Consider the following 15,815-nt stretch of genomic DNA (forward strand, 5'->3'; position numbering starts at 1 on the left):
CGATCGCCATGGCTGCCGTCATGGTTGGAGTTGTTCGATGTCCCTGAAAATCACTGACGATTGCATCAACTGCGACGTCTGCGAACCCGAGTGCCCCAATGCCGCGATCTCCCAGGGCGAGGAGATCTACGTCATCGACCCGAACCTGTGCACCGAATGCGTCGGTCACTATGACGAACCGCAGTGCCAGCAGGTCTGCCCGGTCGACTGCATCCCCCTCGACGAAAGCAACGTCGAGAGCAAGGATCAGCTGATGGAAAAGTACAAGAAGCTCACAGGCAAAGCCTGACTTCGCTCGTTTCGACACTTTTTCATTGAGTTCTCACAAACCCGGGGCGTTGTGGATTGTCTATCCTCCACCTTCGCCCCATTTGGTTTTCCAGCCGGCCATGCCGGCGGTTCGTGAGATGCCATGTCCCTGTTGAATTCCCGCTCCCGCGCCTCCCTGCTCGGCTTCTGCAGCCTCCTGCTGCTGAGCTTTGCCCTGCACGCCGCGGAGCATCCGGCCCAGGCCAGTGTCGCCACTGCACACCCCGCCGCCACTGTGGCGGGCCTGGAAACCCTCGCCGACGGCGGTAACGCCTTCGACGCCGCGGTGGCCATCAGCGCCGCGCTGGCGGTGGCCGAGCCCTACGGTTCCGGCCTGGGCGGCGGCGGCTTCTTCCTGCTGCGCAAGGCCGGCAGCCCGCCGACCTACCACTTCATCGACGCCCGCGAGCGCGCCCCCCTGGCCGCCCACGCGCGGATGTACGAGCGCAACGGCAAGGCCGACCCGCAACTGTCGCTCAATGGCCCGCTGGCCGCCGGCATTCCCGGCCTGCCCGCCGCCCTGGCGGACATCACCAGCCGCTACGGCCGCAAGACCCTGGCGAACAATCTCGTGCCGGCGATCCGCCTGGCGACCGATGGCGTGTCCATCGACCGCGTCTACATCGACCGTGCCTCCTGGCGCCTGGACGCCATGCGCCAGGACCGCGAGACCGCCCGCATCTTCCTCGACCAGGGCAACCTGCCCGAGGAATACAGCCTGATGCGCCAGCCGCAACTGGCCAACACCCTGGAGAAGATGGCGCGCTACGGCCGCAGCGGCTTCTACGAAGGCGAGACCGCGCAGAAGTTGGTGGAAGGCGTGCGCGCCGCCGGCGGCATCTGGAGCCTGGAAGACCTCGCCAGCTACCGCACCGTCGAGCGCCAGCCGCTGCGCTACCCGCTGGCCGACGGTAAGGAACTGATCAGCGCCCCGCCTCCCTCCGCCGGCGGCATCGCCCTGGCGCAGAGCCTGGGCATGCTGCAGCAACTGCCCTGGCAGAAAGCCGAGCCGGTACAGCGGGCGCATTACGTGGTGGAACTCCTGCGCCGCGCCTACCGCGACCGCGGCCTGCTGGGCGACCCGGACCGCGTCGCCAACCCGGTCAACCAGTTGCTCGCGCCGGACTACCTGAAGCGCCTGGCCGCCGGCATCGACCCGCAGCGCGCCACGCCCAGTTCCAGCCTGCCGCCGGCCCCCGCCTGGCGCGAAGGCGACCACACCACCCACTTCGTGGTGATGGACGCCGACGGCAACGCCGTAGCTGCCACCCTGTCGGTCAACCTGCCTTTCGGCGCAGCCTTCACCGTGCCCGGCACTGGCGTGCTGCTCAATGACGAGATGGACGACTTCGCCACCGACGTCAGCGGTGCCAACGCCTACCAACTGGCCGGCAGCCAGGCCAACGCGGTAGCCGCCGGCAAGCGCCCGCTGTCGAGCATGAGCCCGAGCTTCATCGAAAGCCCCACCGAGCTGGCCGCGTTCGGCACGCCCGGCGGCAGCCGGATTCCCAGCATGGTGCTGCTGGCGATGCTGGACTATCTGGACGGCAAGCCGGTGCAGCGCTGGGTCTCTTCACCGCGCTACCACCACCAGTACCTGCCTGACGTGATCGAGCACGAGCCGCGCGCCTTCAGCGCCCCCCAGATAGCCGACCTGCAGCGCCGCGGCTACACGCTCAAGAATGTAGGCCGCGCCTACGGCAACCAGCAGGTACTGCTGTGGAACAAGAAATCCGGCGAGGTGCAGTCCGCCAGCGATCCGCGGGGCATCGGCCTGGCCACCGAACTGGCGGCGCCGCTGCGCTGATCAGGGATTTCTCAGGGCAGGATGAGGCCGGGCGTCTCGTCCTCGCCCGGCTCGAACAGGCCATGCTCGGTGCCCAGTTGCAGCACATTGCGCAGGCTCTGGATGATGCGGCTGACGTAGCCCAAGTCGTTCATCAGCGAGCTCATCTGCAGACCATCCAGCTCATGACGGCGCACCGCGGCGAACAGCCGCTGGCGGAAGGCGCCGTCGAATTCGGCGGCACTTTCGTCGAGCAGTTGCAGGCGCGCCGCCAGTGCCTCTTGCGGCAGATCGCCGCCAATCAGCGACCCCAGCGCACGCACTTCCCGCAGCATCGCGATCAGGTGGCGACGCAGTTCGACATAGGTATCGCGCAGCACTGAAGGCTCGCCCTGCAGAGCCTGCCCGAGGTTCTTCTGCAGATGCTTGGCGTCCTTCACGGCATCCACCAGCTGCAGCGCCACCACCTGGCAGGACAGCCAGAAGCGCTGGTGTTCCTCGTCCAGAGGGACTTCGAGGCGCCCCATGAAGCTCAGCAGATCGCCATAAACTCCCTTGATATGGCGCTGGTAGAGCACTTCCGCGCCCAGCGCGTGACGATCGGGTGCCGCGCGCAGCTCGTTCTCGTCGATGCGCGGCTGGCTGAGCATGTCCACCGGCAGGTAGAGCGCGTGGCAGATCACCTCGATACTCAACCGGCCGAGATGTCGCAGTTCCTGAAGCACCGCACTGGCGGCGGCATCGGCGGAGTCCAGCGCGCGTTCGTTGAGGTAGCGCGCATGGGTGCGTTCGATGCTCGGCATGGCCGGCGCCATGTCGGTGATCAGCACGGCTGGCTCCTCCACTTCCGGCAGCCAGCGCACCAGGGCATTGGCCAGCGCGCCCTGCAACGGCCAGAACAACGCCACACCCATGCCGTTGAACAGCGTATGGAACAGCGCCAGCTGGATCATCGGGTTGTCCGCCAGGCCCAGCGGCGTTACCAGCCAGTGCACCAGCCAGGTCAACGGTGACAAAAGCAGGAAGGCCAGCACCCCGGTCACGACGTTGAACAGCACATGGGCCATCGCCAGCCGCTGCCCACTGCGGTTGCCGCCCAGGGAGCCGACGAAGGCCGTGGTGACGCTGCTGCCGACGTTCGAGCCGATGGCGATGGCCAGGCTCTGGCCCAGCTCCAGCTGGCCGCCGGCCAGGGCCGCCAGGGTCAGCATCAGCGTGGCGTGGCTGGATTGCAGGACCACGGTGATGAGCAGGCCGAAGGTGACGAACAGCAACGCGCCGAGCATGCCTTCGGCACGCAGCTCGCTCATGTCCATGGCGTCGCCGAAGCTCTGGAAGCCTTCCTTGATCTGGTCGATGCCCAGGAAGATGAAGGCGATCCCCAGCAGGATGCGTCCGGCAGCCTTGCTCTTGGCGCCGTTGAAACCCAGCAGGATGCCGAACACCAGCAATGGCAGCGCCAGCGGGCTCAGGCTGAGGTTCTGCCCGGCCAGCGCCAGCAGCCAGATACCGCTGGTGGCACCCAGGTTGGCGCCGAACAGGATGGCGATACCACCCGCCAGCTGGATCAGCCCGGTGCTGATGAAGGCGATGGTGAGCAGGGAAACCAGCGTGGAGGATTGCAGCAGGAAGGTGCCGAAGAGGCCGAACAGCAGGCTCTTGCCGCGCGTCGCGGTGCTTTTTTCCAGCCAGCGTTCGAGCTGGCTGCCGGCAAGATCGCGCAGCCCTTCTTCCAGGCACTGCATGCCGAACAGGAACAGCGCCAGGCCCGCTCCCAACTGCAGCAGGCCGGCACTGGACCAGAAGGTATAGCCCAGGACGATGGCGACCAGCAGCAGAAGCAGCGGACGCAGGTGCTTCTTCAGACCGGTCAGATTCATCGATTACCCGCAGGCTTTGCCCGGTGAACCGGGCTTTCGAGGCGGCACGGCCGCCCCGGATCAGGACCGATCAGTCCTTCTTGTAGCCGCTGGTGGTGCAGCCCAGGCAGCGCACGAAGGCGGCCTTGCCTGGATCCACCACCAGCGCCTGGCCTGCTTCCTTGACGTTGCCGCCTGCCGCGCTGAACGGCAGGGTCACCACGAAGGCGGCAGTGCCCACCACGGTGGCGGCGATCAGGAGCGGGCGGGCGAAGATCAGGTCACCCATCATCGCGTAGGCCGGCGGGGCCTCGACGGTGTAGGTCGGGTCGCCACTGACGTTGCTCACCGCGTCCTGAGCAACAGCTGGCAGCACCGAGAACGCACAGACCAGTGCCATTGCAGTGGCGGTGGTGCGGAACAGGTTCATGGAAGGAAGTCCTTTTTTGTGTAGTTGGGCAGGCAGACTGCCATAACTATAACAGCGCTCCATGACTTGTCGCGTGACAGCCTTCAATCACCGAAGAATGCGTATTCAGGCTTTTTCGGCACGAACGGCCGGTAGAAAGCCAGCATCCGGCGCAGGTCGGCGGACTCGTCGCCCGTGGGCCAGAACGGCTCGCCGATGACGATGCGTCGTCCGGGATAGTCCAGCGCCGCCAGCACGATGGGCACGCCCGCGCCGCGAGCAATGTGGTAGAAGCCCATTTTCCAGCGCTCGACCTTCCGCCGCGTCCCTTCCGGAGAGAGGATCAGCATCATCTCGCGGTTGTCGCGGAATGCCTGGATCGCCTGGTCCACCGTGTTCAGCTTGAGATGGCGCTGGATCGGGATGCCGCCCCAGCGGCGCATCAAAGCGCCGAAGGGCGCGCGGAAAATGGTGTGCTTGCCGAACCAGCGGGCGTTCAGGCGCAGCACGAACTTGACCGCGAGAAACAACACGAAATCCCAGTTGGAGGTGTGGTGCGCGCCGATCACCACGAACTTGTCCAGTGGCGGCAGCGCGCCTTCGATACGCCAGCCGGCCACGCGCAGCATGCTGTGGCCGAGCGCCTCGGCGAACGGGTTGCGGGGCAGATAGTTGCCGGACATGAATCACCTGTAGGCCCCTCGTCGGGGGCCATTGTTGTTATGGCAGAAGGTGGAGTGGCAGATCGGGGCGGCAGCTTAACGGCGGCCCCGCAGCCTCAGCGTTGGCAGCGCGGGCAGTAGACGCTGGCACGCTGGCCGAGGCGCACTTCGCGCAGGGTCGAGCCGCAGACCTTGCAGGGTTCACCTCCGCGCCCATAGGCGAAGAGCTCCTGCTGGAAGTAGCCCGGTTGGCCATCGCCGCCGACGAAATCGCGCAGCGTGGTACCGCCGCGCTCGATGGCAATGGCGAGGATGCGCTTGATCTCCTGCGCAAGCTTCACGTAGCGCGCCCGCGAGATGGTCCCCGCCTCGCGGCGCGGGTCGATGCCGGCGGCGAACAGCGCCTCGGTGGCGTAGATGTTGCCCACTCCGACCACCACCGCGTTATCCATGATGAAGGGTTTGACCGCCATGCTGCGGTTGCGCGACAGCTGGAACAGTCGCTCGCCTTCGAAGGCGTCGGTCAGCGGCTCCGGGCCCAGGTGGCGCAGCAGTTCATGCTCCAGCGGCGCAAGGCTCCAGAGCAGCGCGCCGAAGCGGCGCGGGTCGGTATAGCGCAGCGCCATGCCTGATTCCAGCTCGATATCCACATGCTCGTGGCGCGCTGCCGGCGTGCCGCACTCCACCAGGCGCAGGCTGCCCGACATGCCCAGGTGGCTGATCAGCGTCCCCACTTCGGCATTGAGCAACAGGTACTTGGCGCGCCGCTCCACCTGCACGATGCGCTGCCCGGACAGGCGAACGTCCAGGTCCTCGGGGATCGGCCAGCGCAAGCGGCGCTCACGGACGACCACGCGGCTGACGCGCTGGCCTTCGAGATGGGGCGCGATGCCCCGGCGGGTGGTTTCGACTTCAGGTAATTCAGGCATGGATCACTACTACGTAGGAGCTTTTCTGTAGGAGCGAGCTTGCTCGCGAACGAGTTAACCGGCAACACCCGTGTCAAGCGGGTTCGCGAGCAAGCTCGCTCCTACAACGGTATCGGGTCAGTCCAGCGCTCGCGCCAGCTGGATCAGTTGATCGCGCCAGGACGCAGCCTTGGGCAGCGCCAGGAAGGACGAATTGAGGAAACCTTCCCGCGCCTCATAGGTAAAAGGCTCGCCCTTGGTATCCAGGACTTCGCCGCCGGCGCCTTCCAGCACACCCTGGGCGGCTGCCGTGTCCCACTGGCTGGTCGGCGCCAGGCGCGGGTAGCAGTCCGCCGAGCCTTCGGCCAGCAGGCAGAACTTCAACGAACTGCCGATGTTGGCCAGGTTCAGGTCGCCGAAGCGCTGCGCGAGGCCAGACAGCAGGCTTTCCTGCTGCGGGCTGGAATGGCGCTTGCTGGCCACCACGGTAAAGACGTCTTCCGGGCTGCTGCGCACCTCGATGGCCTCGGGCTCGCCGCCACGCTCTTCGCGCCAGGCGCCCAGGCCGGTACCGCCGTAGTAGCAGCGACCGCTGGCGGGGATACCGACTACGCCGAAGATCACGCGCCCGTGCTCGATGAGCGCGACGTTGACGGTGAATTCGTCACTGCCGGAAATGAACTCCTTGGTACCGTCCAGCGGGTCCACCAGCCACCAGCGGCTCCACTGGGCCCGTTGCTCCAGGGGAATGTCGCAATCCTCCTCGGACAACACCGGCACATCCGGCGCCAGCGCGCGCAGGCCGTCGGCCAGCAAGCGGTGGGCGGCCAGGTCAGCGGCGGTTACCGGCGATTCGTCGGATTTGCTCTGGACGTCCAGGTCGCCTTGCCAGAACGGCAGGATCACATCGCCCGCCTTGTGCACCAGATCGATCACGGCAGGCAGAAAAGCATTCATCACGGCTGGAATTCCCCTCGTTGGGTCAGCAGGTCACGTACCAGGTAGAGCGCGGCCAGGGCCCGCCCTTCACTGAACTGGGCATTCTGCGCGAGGCTGGAAAGCTCGCGCAGACTGATCCTGTCCACGCCCATGGGCTCGGGCTCGTCGCCGGGCAGCGATTCCTCGTAGAGGTCACGGGCGAGCACCACCTGGATGCGCTGGCTCATGTAACCGGGCGACAGCGACAGCTCGGTAATGTGTTCGAGCTGACGGGCGCCATAACCGGCTTCTTCCTTCAGCTCGCGGTTGGCGGCATCGAGGATGTCCTCACCCGGCTCCACCAGGCCCTTGGGCAACGACAACTGGTATTCGTCGACCCCGGCGCAGTACTCCTCCACCAGCACGGCGTGCTCGGCGTCGAGCATGGCGATCACCATCACCGCACCGTAGCCCTGCCCCTTGCCCACCAGGCGCTCGTAGGTCCGTTCGACGCCATTGGAGAAGCGCAACTGCAGCTCCTCGACGGCGAAAAGCCGGCTTCTGGCAACGATCTCTCGGGCGAGGACCGTGGGTTTCTGACGCATGGGGCGACTCCTGGGGGTGGCCGGGTCGGCTATGATAACCCGCCTTTTCCGATTCTCCGTGTCAGATATCGCGCCGATTCCGTCCATCGGCGGCGCAATTGCGACACCCTTTTGCGAAAGCCCAGCATGCCACGCCTGCCCTGGAACCAGATCGACACCGTCCTGCTCGACATGGACGGCACCCTGCTCGATCTGCATTTCGACAACCACTTCTGGCTCGAACACCTGCCGCAACGGTACGCCGAGCACCACGGCATCAGCCGTGCCCAGGCCGATGCCGAACTGCTGCCGCTGTTCCGCGACAACGCCGGGCTGCTCAACTGGTATTGCCTGGATTTCTGGAGCCGCGAACTCAAGCTGTCGATCATGGACCTCAAGCGCGAGGTCGCCGACCTGATCGCCCTGCGTCCGGACGCCGATTTCTTCCTTGCGCAACTGCGCGAGCACGGCAGGCGCGCAGTGCTGATCACCAATGCGCACCGCGATTCACTGTCGCTGAAGATGCAACGGGTGGAGCTGTCGCCCTGGTTCGATCGGTTGATCAGCTCCCACGACTACGGTTTCCCCAAGGAAGACCAGCAGTTCTGGCAGGCGCTGCGTGCGGACGTCGACTTCGACCCGGCGCGCAGCCTGTTCATCGACGACAGCCTGCCGATCCTGCGCGCGGCGCGGACCTTCGGCATCGGCCATCTGCTTGCGGTACGCCAGCCCGACAGCCGCCAGGGACCGAAGGACACCGAGGAATTCGCTGCCCAGGAAGACTACCGGGCGCTGCTCGAAGGCTTGTGAGGGGCGCAGAAACAACGAGCCCGGCACTGGGCCGGGCTCGGGGACATCACTCCGGAATCCGCAGCACCTGGCCGGGATAGATCTTGTCCGGATGGCTGAGCATCGGCTTGTTCGCCTCGAAGATCTTGTTGTAGAGATTGGCGTTGCCGTACTCCGCCTTGGCGATGGCGCTAAGCGTATCGCCCTTCTTCACGGTGACGAAACGCGCCTCGGCAGCCGGCGTGGCGACGGTGATGTGGTCTTCCACACCCGACACCCCAGCGACGTTGCCCAGCGCCAGCAGAATCTTCTCCTTCTCTTCCTGGCTGGCCACCTCACCGGTGGCGATCACCTTGTCGCCCTCGACGCTGACCTGGATGTTCGGGTTGCCCAGGCCCACCTTGGCGATGTGGTCCTTGAGCGATTCGGCGGCCTGCGCCTCCTGGCCCACGATGCTTTCCCACAGCTTTTCGCCGGCTTCCTTCACGAACGCAAAAATGCCCATTTCCAACCTCCCTACGGTTACAGTGACAGGCGGCCGGCATTGGGCAGACCGCGCGCCCCTGGAGTCTAGTCGCCGACTTCCGCGGCGCCTGACGGAATACTCCTAATCCCGCCTTAACCCGACAGAACGCCCCCGGAGCCTCCCCGCCGATGGACATCAAGCAGCTGAAATTCCTCTGCGCGCTGGACGAGACACGGCACTTCGGCCAGGCGGCGGCGCGCTGCCATGTCACCCAGCCAACGCTGTCGATGCGGGTTCGCGGCCTGGAGGAAGAACTGGGCCTTGAACTGGTGCGCCGTGGGCAGCGCTTCGAGGGTTTCACCGAGGCCGGCGAGCGCGTGCTCGCCTGGGCCCGCAGCCTGCTGGCAGCGCATGACGGGCTCTACGCAGAAGCGGCGGCGTGTCGCGGCCAACTGGTCGGTACCCTGCGCCTGGGCGTGGTGCCACTGGCAGGCTTTGACCCCATGCAACTGATCGAGCTGTTCGCCCAGCGCCACCCGGAACTGCGCTTCCAGTTGTTCGCCCTGAGTTCGGAGAACATCCTCGAAGGCCTCGGCCGCAACCAGCTGGACCTAGGCCTGTCGTACCTCGACCGCCTCGACCGCGAACATTTCGAAAGCCTCGAACTGGCCGCTACCCGCATGGGCCTGCTGCACGACCGCCGGCACTTCCAGATCGACAGCCCGAGCCTAAGCTGGGACGCACTGGCGGAGCTGCCGCTGGGCCTGCTCTCGGCCGGCATGCACTTCCGCCAGTCCATCGACCACGGCTTCCGCAGCCGTGGCCTGACGCCCCGGGCACGCCTGGAAACCGACGCCGTGCACCAGTTGGTGCAAGCCGTCGAGCGCGGGCTGTGCTGCGCGATCATGCCGCTGGGCAGCGGGCTGGACGCCCAGGGTGAACACTTCGTGCTGACCCCGATCGACGACGCGCGCACCCTTTCGCCACTCGGGCTGATCCTGCGCCGCAGCGAACCGCGCTCGGCTCTGGCCGAAGCCTGCTTCCGCGAAGCAGGGGCCTTGCTGGGCAGCGACTCCCCCGACCGATAAACCACATCTATCACAACATCGACAGCAGCCATTAGACGCTGCCCCGGCATCGGCATAGGCTGGTTGCATTACTAGAACCACAGGGCTCAGCCCATGCCTTGCCTGATCACCCGCCCGGCCAGCGCCGCGGTCCGGGATGCCGTCGTGCCTGCCGACGGCTACAGCTACGTCGAACTCACTCCGCAAGGTGCCGGCGGCCGCGCCGCATTGGCCGGGGAAAGCGCCCTGGCCATCGCCTACAACGGCCTCAGCCAGGCCGTGATGATGGTCTCGCCGAACGACCTGGAAGACTTCGTCCACGGTTTCAGCCTCGGCGCCGGCCTCATCGAGTCCATCGACGACATCTATGACGTGAGGCTGACGGCACATGGCGAGGCCATTACCGCCGAGGTGCAGGTCAGCAATCGCGCCTTCTGGGCCCTCAAGGACCAGCGCCGGCAACTGGCCGGCAACACCGGCTGCGGCCTGTGCGGCGTCGAGGCCCTGGACCAGGCGCTGCCCGGCCTGCCGGTATTGCCGCGCGCTCCCCTGCCATCCGCCGCCCATTTCGACCACCTGCGCGAGCGGGTCAACGCCGTGCAGGAGATCGGCCGCCGCAGCGGCGCGCTGCATGCCGCGCTGTTCGTCGATGCCGCCGGCGAGATCCGCCTGTGCCGCGAGGACATCGGCCGCCACAACGCCCTCGACAAACTGGTCGGCGCACTCAAGCGCCAGCGCCTGGAGCTGGCCGGCGGCTTCGCCGTGGTGACCAGCCGCTGCAGCCTGGAACTGATCCACAAGGCCGTGCGCGCCGGGCTCCCCACCCTGGTCAGCCTGTCCGCTCCCACCGCGCTCACCGTGCAGTGGGCCCGCGAGCACAACCTGAACCTGATCCACCTGCCCCATCGCAGCGCGCCCCGGATCTACAGCCCGGCGCCACCAGCCGCCTGAACGCCCCCTTTTTCAAAGAAAGAGACTCCATGAGCCTGCAGCAAGAAAATCCCCGCTACCAACCCTACAAGGGCGCCGCCGCCGGCTGGGGCGCGCTGATCAGCGTCACGCGCTTCTGGCTGGACAGCAAACAGCCGTTCAAGAACCTGCGCGCCCTGCTCAAGACCAACCAGAACGGTGGCTTCGACTGCCCTGGCTGCGCCTGGGGCGACTCCCCCGAAGACGGGCGGGTGAAGTTCTGCGAGAACGGCGCCAAGGCAGTGAACTGGGAGGCCACCAAGCGCCGCGTAGACCCGGCCTTCTTCGCCCGTCACAGCGTCACTTCGCTGCGCGAGCAGAGCGATTACTGGCTCGAATACCAGGGCCGCCTGACCGACCCGATGCGCTACGACCCGGCCACCGACCGCTACCAGCCGATCGCCTGGGACGACGCCTTCGCGTTGATTGCCCAGCATCTGAACGCGCTGGAAAACCCCAACCAGGCCGAGTTCTACACCTCCGGCCGGGCCAGCAACGAGGCGGCCTTCCTCTACCAGCTGTTCGTCCGCGCCTTCGGCACCAACAACTTCCCCGACTGCTCGAACATGTGCCACGAGGCCAGCGGCGTAGCCCTGGGCCAGAGCGTTGGCATCGGCAAGGGCACCGTGACCTTCGATGACTTCGAGCACGCCGATGCGATCTTCGTCTTCGGCCAGAACCCCGGCACCAACCATCCGCGCATGCTCGAACCGCTGCGCGAAGCGGTGAAGCGTGGCGCCCAGGTGGTCGCCTTCAACCCGCTCAAGGAGCGCGGCCTGGAGCGCTTCCAACACCCGCAGCATGCGCTGGAGATGCTCACCAATGGCTCCGAGCCGCTGAACACCGCCTTCTTCCGCCCGGCACTGGGTGGCGACATGGCCGCCGTGCGCGGCATGGCCAAATTCCTCCTGCAGTGGGAGCGCGAAGCCCAGGCCCAGGGCGAGCCGGCCGTGTTCGACCACGCCTTCATCGCCGAACACACTCAGGGCGTCGACGCCTACCTGGCGGTGCTGGATGACACCAGCTGGGACCACATCGTGCAGCAGTCGGGCCTGAGCCTCGCGGAAATCGAGCAGGCGGCGATCATGTACCGCCGCGCCGAGCGCGTGATCGTCTGCTGGGCCATGGGCATCACCCAGCACCATCACTCGGTGCCGACCATTCAGGAACTGGTCAGCCTGCAACTGCTGCGCGGCAACGTCGGCCGGCCCGGCGCCGGCCTGTGCCCGGTGCGCGGCCACAGTAATGTGCAGGGCGACCGCACCATGGGCATCAACGACCGACCGCCGGCCGCGCTGCTCGATGCCATCGAACGGCGCTTCCAGTTCAAGGTGCCGCGCGAGAACGGACACAACACCGTCGAGGCGATCAACGCCATGCTCGACGGCCAGGCCAGGGTCTTCATCGGCCTGGGCGGCAACTTCGCCCAGGCGACCCCGGACAGCCCGCGCACTCATCAATCCCTGCGCAATTGCGCGCTGACCGTGCAGATCAGCACCAAGCTCAACCGCAGCCACCTCACCGTGGGCGGCGACGCGCTGATCCTGCCGTGCCTGGGACGCACCGACATCGACCGGCAGGCTGACGGCCCGCAGGCAGTGACTGTGGAAGATTCCTTCAGCATGATCCACGCGTCCTTCGGACAGCTGGAACCGTCGTCGAAGCAGATGCGCTCCGAGCCCGCGATCATTGCCGGCATTGCCAAGGCCACCCTGGGCAACCACCCGGTGGACTGGGACGCGATGATCGCCAACTACGACCGCATCCGCGACCTGATCGCCGACACCATCCCCGGCTTTAGCGATTTCAATCGCCGCGTGGCCAACCCCGGCGGCTTCCACCTGGGCAACTCGGCGGGTTCGCGGCGCTGGAACACCGCCAGCGGCAAGGCCAACTTCCATCGCCACCCGCTGCCGGCGGACCTAGTCCACGCGAAGATCCGCGAGACCGGTCAGGAGCCGCATCTGATCCTGCAGACGCTGCGCTCCCACGACCAGTACAACACCACCATCTATGGCCTGGACGACCGCTACCGCGGCGTGCGCGGCCATCGCGAGGTGGTGTTCGCCAACGAGGCCGACATCCGCCGCCTGGGCTTCGAGCCCGGGGAGAAGGTGGACATGGTTTCGCTCTGGTCCGACGGCGTGGATCGCCGCGTCAGCGACTTCATTCTGCTGGCCTACGACATCCCCGCCGGCCAGGCCGCGGCCTACTACCCCGAGACCAACCCGCTGGTGCCGCTGGACAGCCACGGCGTGGGCAGCCACACGCCGACGTCGAAGTTCGTCGCCATCCGCTTCGAGAAGGCACGGCCGAGCCAGCGCATCGCGTGATGCCCTTCACGGCGCTCCTACCGGAGCGCCGTCCAACCCCCGCTCGCGAGCAAGCTCGCTCCTACAGCCAGTCGGCCAATCGGGTCCGCTCTTTGTAGGAGCGAGCTTGCTCGCGAAGCTTTTCAGACACGCGCGAACGTAACGACCTACGAAAAATCCGCACGACTCGAATAACGTCAGAAAGGGATGAAAGGTAAACTCGGAAGGGCCAGGAGCTATTTCGTGAAAAGCCATCATTTCAATGGCATTTTGTGAGAAAAGCACATCAAAAGCGGAACCCTGGAATAACACTCAGACCGCCCGAAATCGAAAAAGTTCTGACCATAAATCAAATACTTGCATTATTTGATGAAAGTCGTGTTACTCGTCGGAACCCCCTTGTCAGAGCCTTCGCACGAACCGAGGATCGCTTCCAACATCCCCACAGAGAGATCCTCTCTATGAAGTACTCCTCGATGCTCCTGTTGTCTCTTGCGCTGGTTGGTGGCACCGCCTTCGCGGACGGCGACACCCGTGCCGGCGTCGGTGGCGCCCTGGGCGGGGTATTGGGCACTGCGGTCGGCCAGGCGGTCGGCGGCAGCACCGGCGCCGCCATTGGTGGTGGCCTTGGCGGTGCAGCAGGCGGCGCCATGGGCGCGCGCCACGGTAACAAGACCGAAGCCGCCATCGGCGGCGGCCTGGGCGCAGCCGGCGGCCAGGTGCTGGGCAACAAGATGGGTGGCACCACCGGCGGCCTGATCGGTGCGGCCCTGGGTGGCGGCGCCGGTGGCGCACTGGGTAACCACTACGCCGACAGCAACCGCGACGACGATGATGACTACGATGGTCGCCGCGGGTACCGTCACGCCCGCTACGATGATCGCCGCTACGATCGCCATTGGCATGACAATGGTCGCCACCGCGGCTGGTACAAGCACAAGCACAAACACCATCGCGACTGGGATTGATCCGCGGCAGTACTTACCGCGATCAGTCCACGGAAACGACGACTGACAGCCGGGCCTGATTGCCCGGCTGTTTTGTGTGCGGGACAATTCTCCCGATAATTCCTACCTTCAGGTTTCGCAACATGCGTAAGACTCTCTCTGTTCTGGCACTGGCCCTTCTGGCCAGCCATGCCGTGGCCGACGACACCAAATCCGCCATTGGCGGCGGTGTCGGTGGCGCACTCGGCAACGTGGTGGGCGGCGCCCTGGGCGGCTCCACCGGCGCGGCCATCGGTGCCGGCGTAGGCGGTGCGGCTGGCGGCGCGATGGGCGCGAAGAATGGCAACAAGACCGAAGCTGCCATTGGTGGTGGCCTGGGTGCAGCCGGCGGCTCGGTCATCGGCAACAAGGTCGGCGGCTCCACCGGTGGCGCCATTGGCGCCGGCCTGGGCGGCGCGGCCGGCGGTGCGCTGGGCAACCACCTGGCCGATGACAACGACGATGATCACCACAGCAGCAACAAGAGCCACCACAAGGGCAAAGGCCACTACAAGCACAAACACAAGCATCACGACGACTGACAGATGCCTGTATGAAAAAGCCCGCCAATCGGCGGGCTTTTTCATTCAAGGCCTACAGATCAAGCGCAGGCCGGAAGGCAGGACAACAAGGCACCCAGCTCCGCCGGTGGGCGTCGCTCGATGCGCCGGTACTCGCCACCGTCATCGGTACGTGCGAGCCAACCGCCATCCACCAGCGACCGCCGCAGCAACAGGTGGTCGCCGAGGCTCTCCTGGGCACGCAGTCGTTCGTTGATTTCCTTCTCGCTCCAGCGCTGGCGTGCCGGCAGCCTTGACCACAGCACCCAGAGGCAGGCCTCGCGGTGGCTGTGTTTCTTCGGCCAGCGCTGCAGGCAGCCGGAGTCGTCGAAATAGCGCCGCCAATGTTCGACGCGGCGGAAATCCACCACCGCCTCGGGCTCGGCTACGCGCGACAGGCGCGCTTCGGCCTGCTGGCTCGCGCGCAAGGCCTGGTAGTTACGGAAGCCAATCGCGCGGGCCAGCAGGTTGAGCATCTCGACGTGGCCGGGCCGTTCGGACGTTTCGTCCAGCTGGCGGGCCAGCGATTTCGCCAGGGCGGAGATGTCGGGTGCGTGATAGGGCAAGCGTTGCCTGGACACAGTGCAATCCTCGTTGCGTGCCAAGACCTCGCAGAGGAGGTAATCGGGGGTCGCCGTATTCCGATGCGGCACTGAAGAAAGTGTGTCGGATCGTCTGAGGTGCGGGGAACCGCGCGGCAGGTTTAGCGTTCTCCTTACGGAGACGGCGACGCCTGGGTGAACTGCCGACCGATGGCCAGCATAGGCCGGACGCGCCACCCGGGACAAGCCCCATGTCATCCGGCCAGCCTCGTATAGGCTTGTCGGGAAGGGATCACTGGCCACAAGGAGTCATTCGTGAAAGCGCTTGCTGCCGCCGGTCTGCTGCTGTCGCTTGGCGCCGTGCAGACCGCGCACGCTGGGGACTGGCAGGTCTGCCAGATGGAAGTGGAGATCATCGGGGCGCTCAAACTGCCCGTGCGGGGCCTGGAGGGCCGCGTGGAATCGGTCAAGCCACGGGCCGCCGGCGCGGATTGCCCGGACCGGGGCGCACTGATCGCCTTCGAGCCGGAAAGCGCCGACTGGCAAAGCATGATCCCGCGCAAGCACTGGCCAGCGCCAGGGCAGCGGGTGTGGATGCGCTACCAGTATCTCGATGGCATCTGCAAGGGCGATGGCAACAGCCGGCCATGCCGGATCGAGCACTATCCAATGGGCTGGTGACGCAACCG

17 protein-coding genes are annotated in these 15,815 nt (G+C 66.1%); 9 read left to right on the forward strand and 8 right to left on the reverse strand.

Going from position 1 to position 15,815, the window contains the following annotated elements:
- The first annotated feature begins 37 nt into the window (after positions 1-37).
- Positions 38-289, forward strand: a complete 252-nt coding sequence (locus tag G4G71_RS00820; RefSeq protein WP_017521427.1) for a YfhL family 4Fe-4S dicluster ferredoxin — start codon at positions 38-40, stop codon at positions 287-289.
- Positions 290-412: 123 nt separating this feature from the next.
- Positions 413-2,116, forward strand: a complete 1,704-nt coding sequence (gene ggt / locus G4G71_RS00825) for a gamma-glutamyltransferase (RefSeq protein WP_169935023.1) — start codon at positions 413-415, stop codon at positions 2,114-2,116.
- 11 nt (positions 2,117-2,127) lie between these two features.
- Here ggt and G4G71_RS00830 read toward each other — a convergent pair whose 3' ends face one another.
- The 6 genes from G4G71_RS00830 to nudE all read right to left on the reverse strand — a co-directional run bounded on the left by G4G71_RS00830 (position 2,128) and on the right by nudE (position 7,456).
- Positions 2,128-3,975, reverse strand: a complete 1,848-nt coding sequence (locus tag G4G71_RS00830) for a Na/Pi cotransporter family protein (RefSeq protein ID WP_169935024.1) — start codon at positions 3,973-3,975, stop codon at positions 2,128-2,130.
- Positions 3,976-4,045: 70 nt separating this feature from the next.
- Positions 4,046-4,384, reverse strand: a complete 339-nt coding sequence (locus G4G71_RS00835) for a multidrug transporter (RefSeq protein WP_169935025.1) — start codon at positions 4,382-4,384, stop codon at positions 4,046-4,048.
- 83 nt (positions 4,385-4,467) lie between these two features.
- Positions 4,468-5,046 carry a lysophospholipid acyltransferase family protein gene (locus G4G71_RS00840; RefSeq protein WP_169935026.1) on the reverse strand — a complete coding sequence of 193 codons (579 nt, stop codon included), beginning with the start codon at positions 5,044-5,046 and terminating at the stop codon, positions 4,468-4,470.
- Positions 5,047-5,141: 95 nt separating this feature from the next.
- Positions 5,142-5,954, reverse strand: coding sequence for a bifunctional DNA-formamidopyrimidine glycosylase/DNA-(apurinic or apyrimidinic site) lyase (gene mutM, locus G4G71_RS00845; RefSeq protein WP_169935027.1), 813 nt, complete (start codon positions 5,952-5,954; stop codon positions 5,142-5,144).
- Between the two features lie 117 nt (positions 5,955-6,071).
- Positions 6,072-6,890 (reverse strand): 3'(2'),5'-bisphosphate nucleotidase CysQ, encoded by an 819-nt coding sequence (gene cysQ / locus G4G71_RS00850; protein ID WP_169935028.1) that lies wholly within the window; start codon positions 6,888-6,890, stop codon positions 6,072-6,074.
- The gene (gene nudE, locus G4G71_RS00855) at positions 6,890-7,456 is read right to left on the reverse strand and encodes an ADP compounds hydrolase NudE (protein ID WP_169935029.1); all 567 of its coding nucleotides are present in this window, start codon (positions 7,454-7,456) and stop codon (positions 6,890-6,892) included. Before nudE ends, cysQ begins: the two co-directional genes overlap by 1 nt.
- Before the next feature lie 126 nt (positions 7,457-7,582).
- Here nudE and yrfG point away from each other — a divergent pair, with 126 nt between their 5' ends.
- Positions 7,583-8,245, forward strand: a complete 663-nt coding sequence (yrfG, locus tag G4G71_RS00860; protein WP_169935030.1) for a GMP/IMP nucleotidase — start codon at positions 7,583-7,585, stop codon at positions 8,243-8,245.
- A 46-nt stretch (positions 8,246-8,291) separates the two neighbouring features.
- On the opposite strand, the gene lysM is transcribed toward yrfG, so the two are convergent.
- Complete coding sequence (gene lysM / locus G4G71_RS00865) at positions 8,292-8,729, reverse strand: peptidoglycan-binding protein LysM (RefSeq protein ID WP_037018714.1); 438 nt, start codon at positions 8,727-8,729, stop codon at positions 8,292-8,294.
- Positions 8,730-8,878: 149 nt separating this feature from the next.
- On the opposite strand from lysM, the gene G4G71_RS00870 reads away from it, so the two are divergent.
- The 5 genes from G4G71_RS00870 (at position 8,879) to G4G71_RS00890 (ending at position 14,566) form a co-directional block, all read left to right on the forward strand.
- Positions 8,879-9,778 carry a LysR family transcriptional regulator gene (locus tag G4G71_RS00870; protein ID WP_169935031.1) on the forward strand — a complete coding sequence of 300 codons (900 nt, stop codon included), beginning with the start codon at positions 8,879-8,881 and terminating at the stop codon, positions 9,776-9,778.
- Positions 9,779-9,871: 93 nt separating this feature from the next.
- Entirely contained in the window at positions 9,872-10,708 is an 837-nt protein-coding gene (fdhD, locus tag G4G71_RS00875; protein ID WP_169935032.1) for a formate dehydrogenase accessory sulfurtransferase FdhD, read from the forward strand.
- A 29-nt stretch (positions 10,709-10,737) separates the two neighbouring features.
- Positions 10,738-13,059, forward strand: coding sequence for an FdhF/YdeP family oxidoreductase (locus G4G71_RS00880; protein ID WP_169935033.1), 2,322 nt, complete (start codon positions 10,738-10,740; stop codon positions 13,057-13,059).
- A gap of 440 nt (positions 13,060-13,499) precedes the next feature.
- The gene (locus G4G71_RS00885) at positions 13,500-14,006 is read left to right on the forward strand and encodes a hypothetical protein (RefSeq protein ID WP_038803491.1); all 507 of its coding nucleotides are present in this window, start codon (positions 13,500-13,502) and stop codon (positions 14,004-14,006) included.
- 122 nt (positions 14,007-14,128) lie between these two features.
- Positions 14,129-14,566, forward strand: a complete 438-nt coding sequence (locus G4G71_RS00890) for a glycine zipper domain-containing protein (protein WP_169935034.1) — start codon at positions 14,129-14,131, stop codon at positions 14,564-14,566.
- Between the two features lie 59 nt (positions 14,567-14,625).
- On the opposite strand, the gene G4G71_RS00895 is transcribed toward G4G71_RS00890, so the two are convergent.
- Positions 14,626-15,165, reverse strand: coding sequence for a DUF2087 domain-containing protein (locus tag G4G71_RS00895; protein WP_240964859.1), 540 nt, complete (start codon positions 15,163-15,165; stop codon positions 14,626-14,628).
- Between the two features lie 276 nt (positions 15,166-15,441).
- Here G4G71_RS00895 and G4G71_RS00900 point away from each other — a divergent pair, with 276 nt between their 5' ends.
- Positions 15,442-15,807, forward strand: coding sequence for a hypothetical protein (locus tag G4G71_RS00900; protein WP_169935035.1), 366 nt, complete (start codon positions 15,442-15,444; stop codon positions 15,805-15,807).
- Positions 15,808-15,815 lie beyond the last annotated feature (8 nt).

The sequence above is a fragment of the Pseudomonas multiresinivorans genome (genome assembly GCF_012971725.1).
Lineage (GTDB): Bacteria > Pseudomonadota > Gammaproteobacteria > Pseudomonadales > Pseudomonadaceae > Pseudomonas > Pseudomonas multiresinivorans.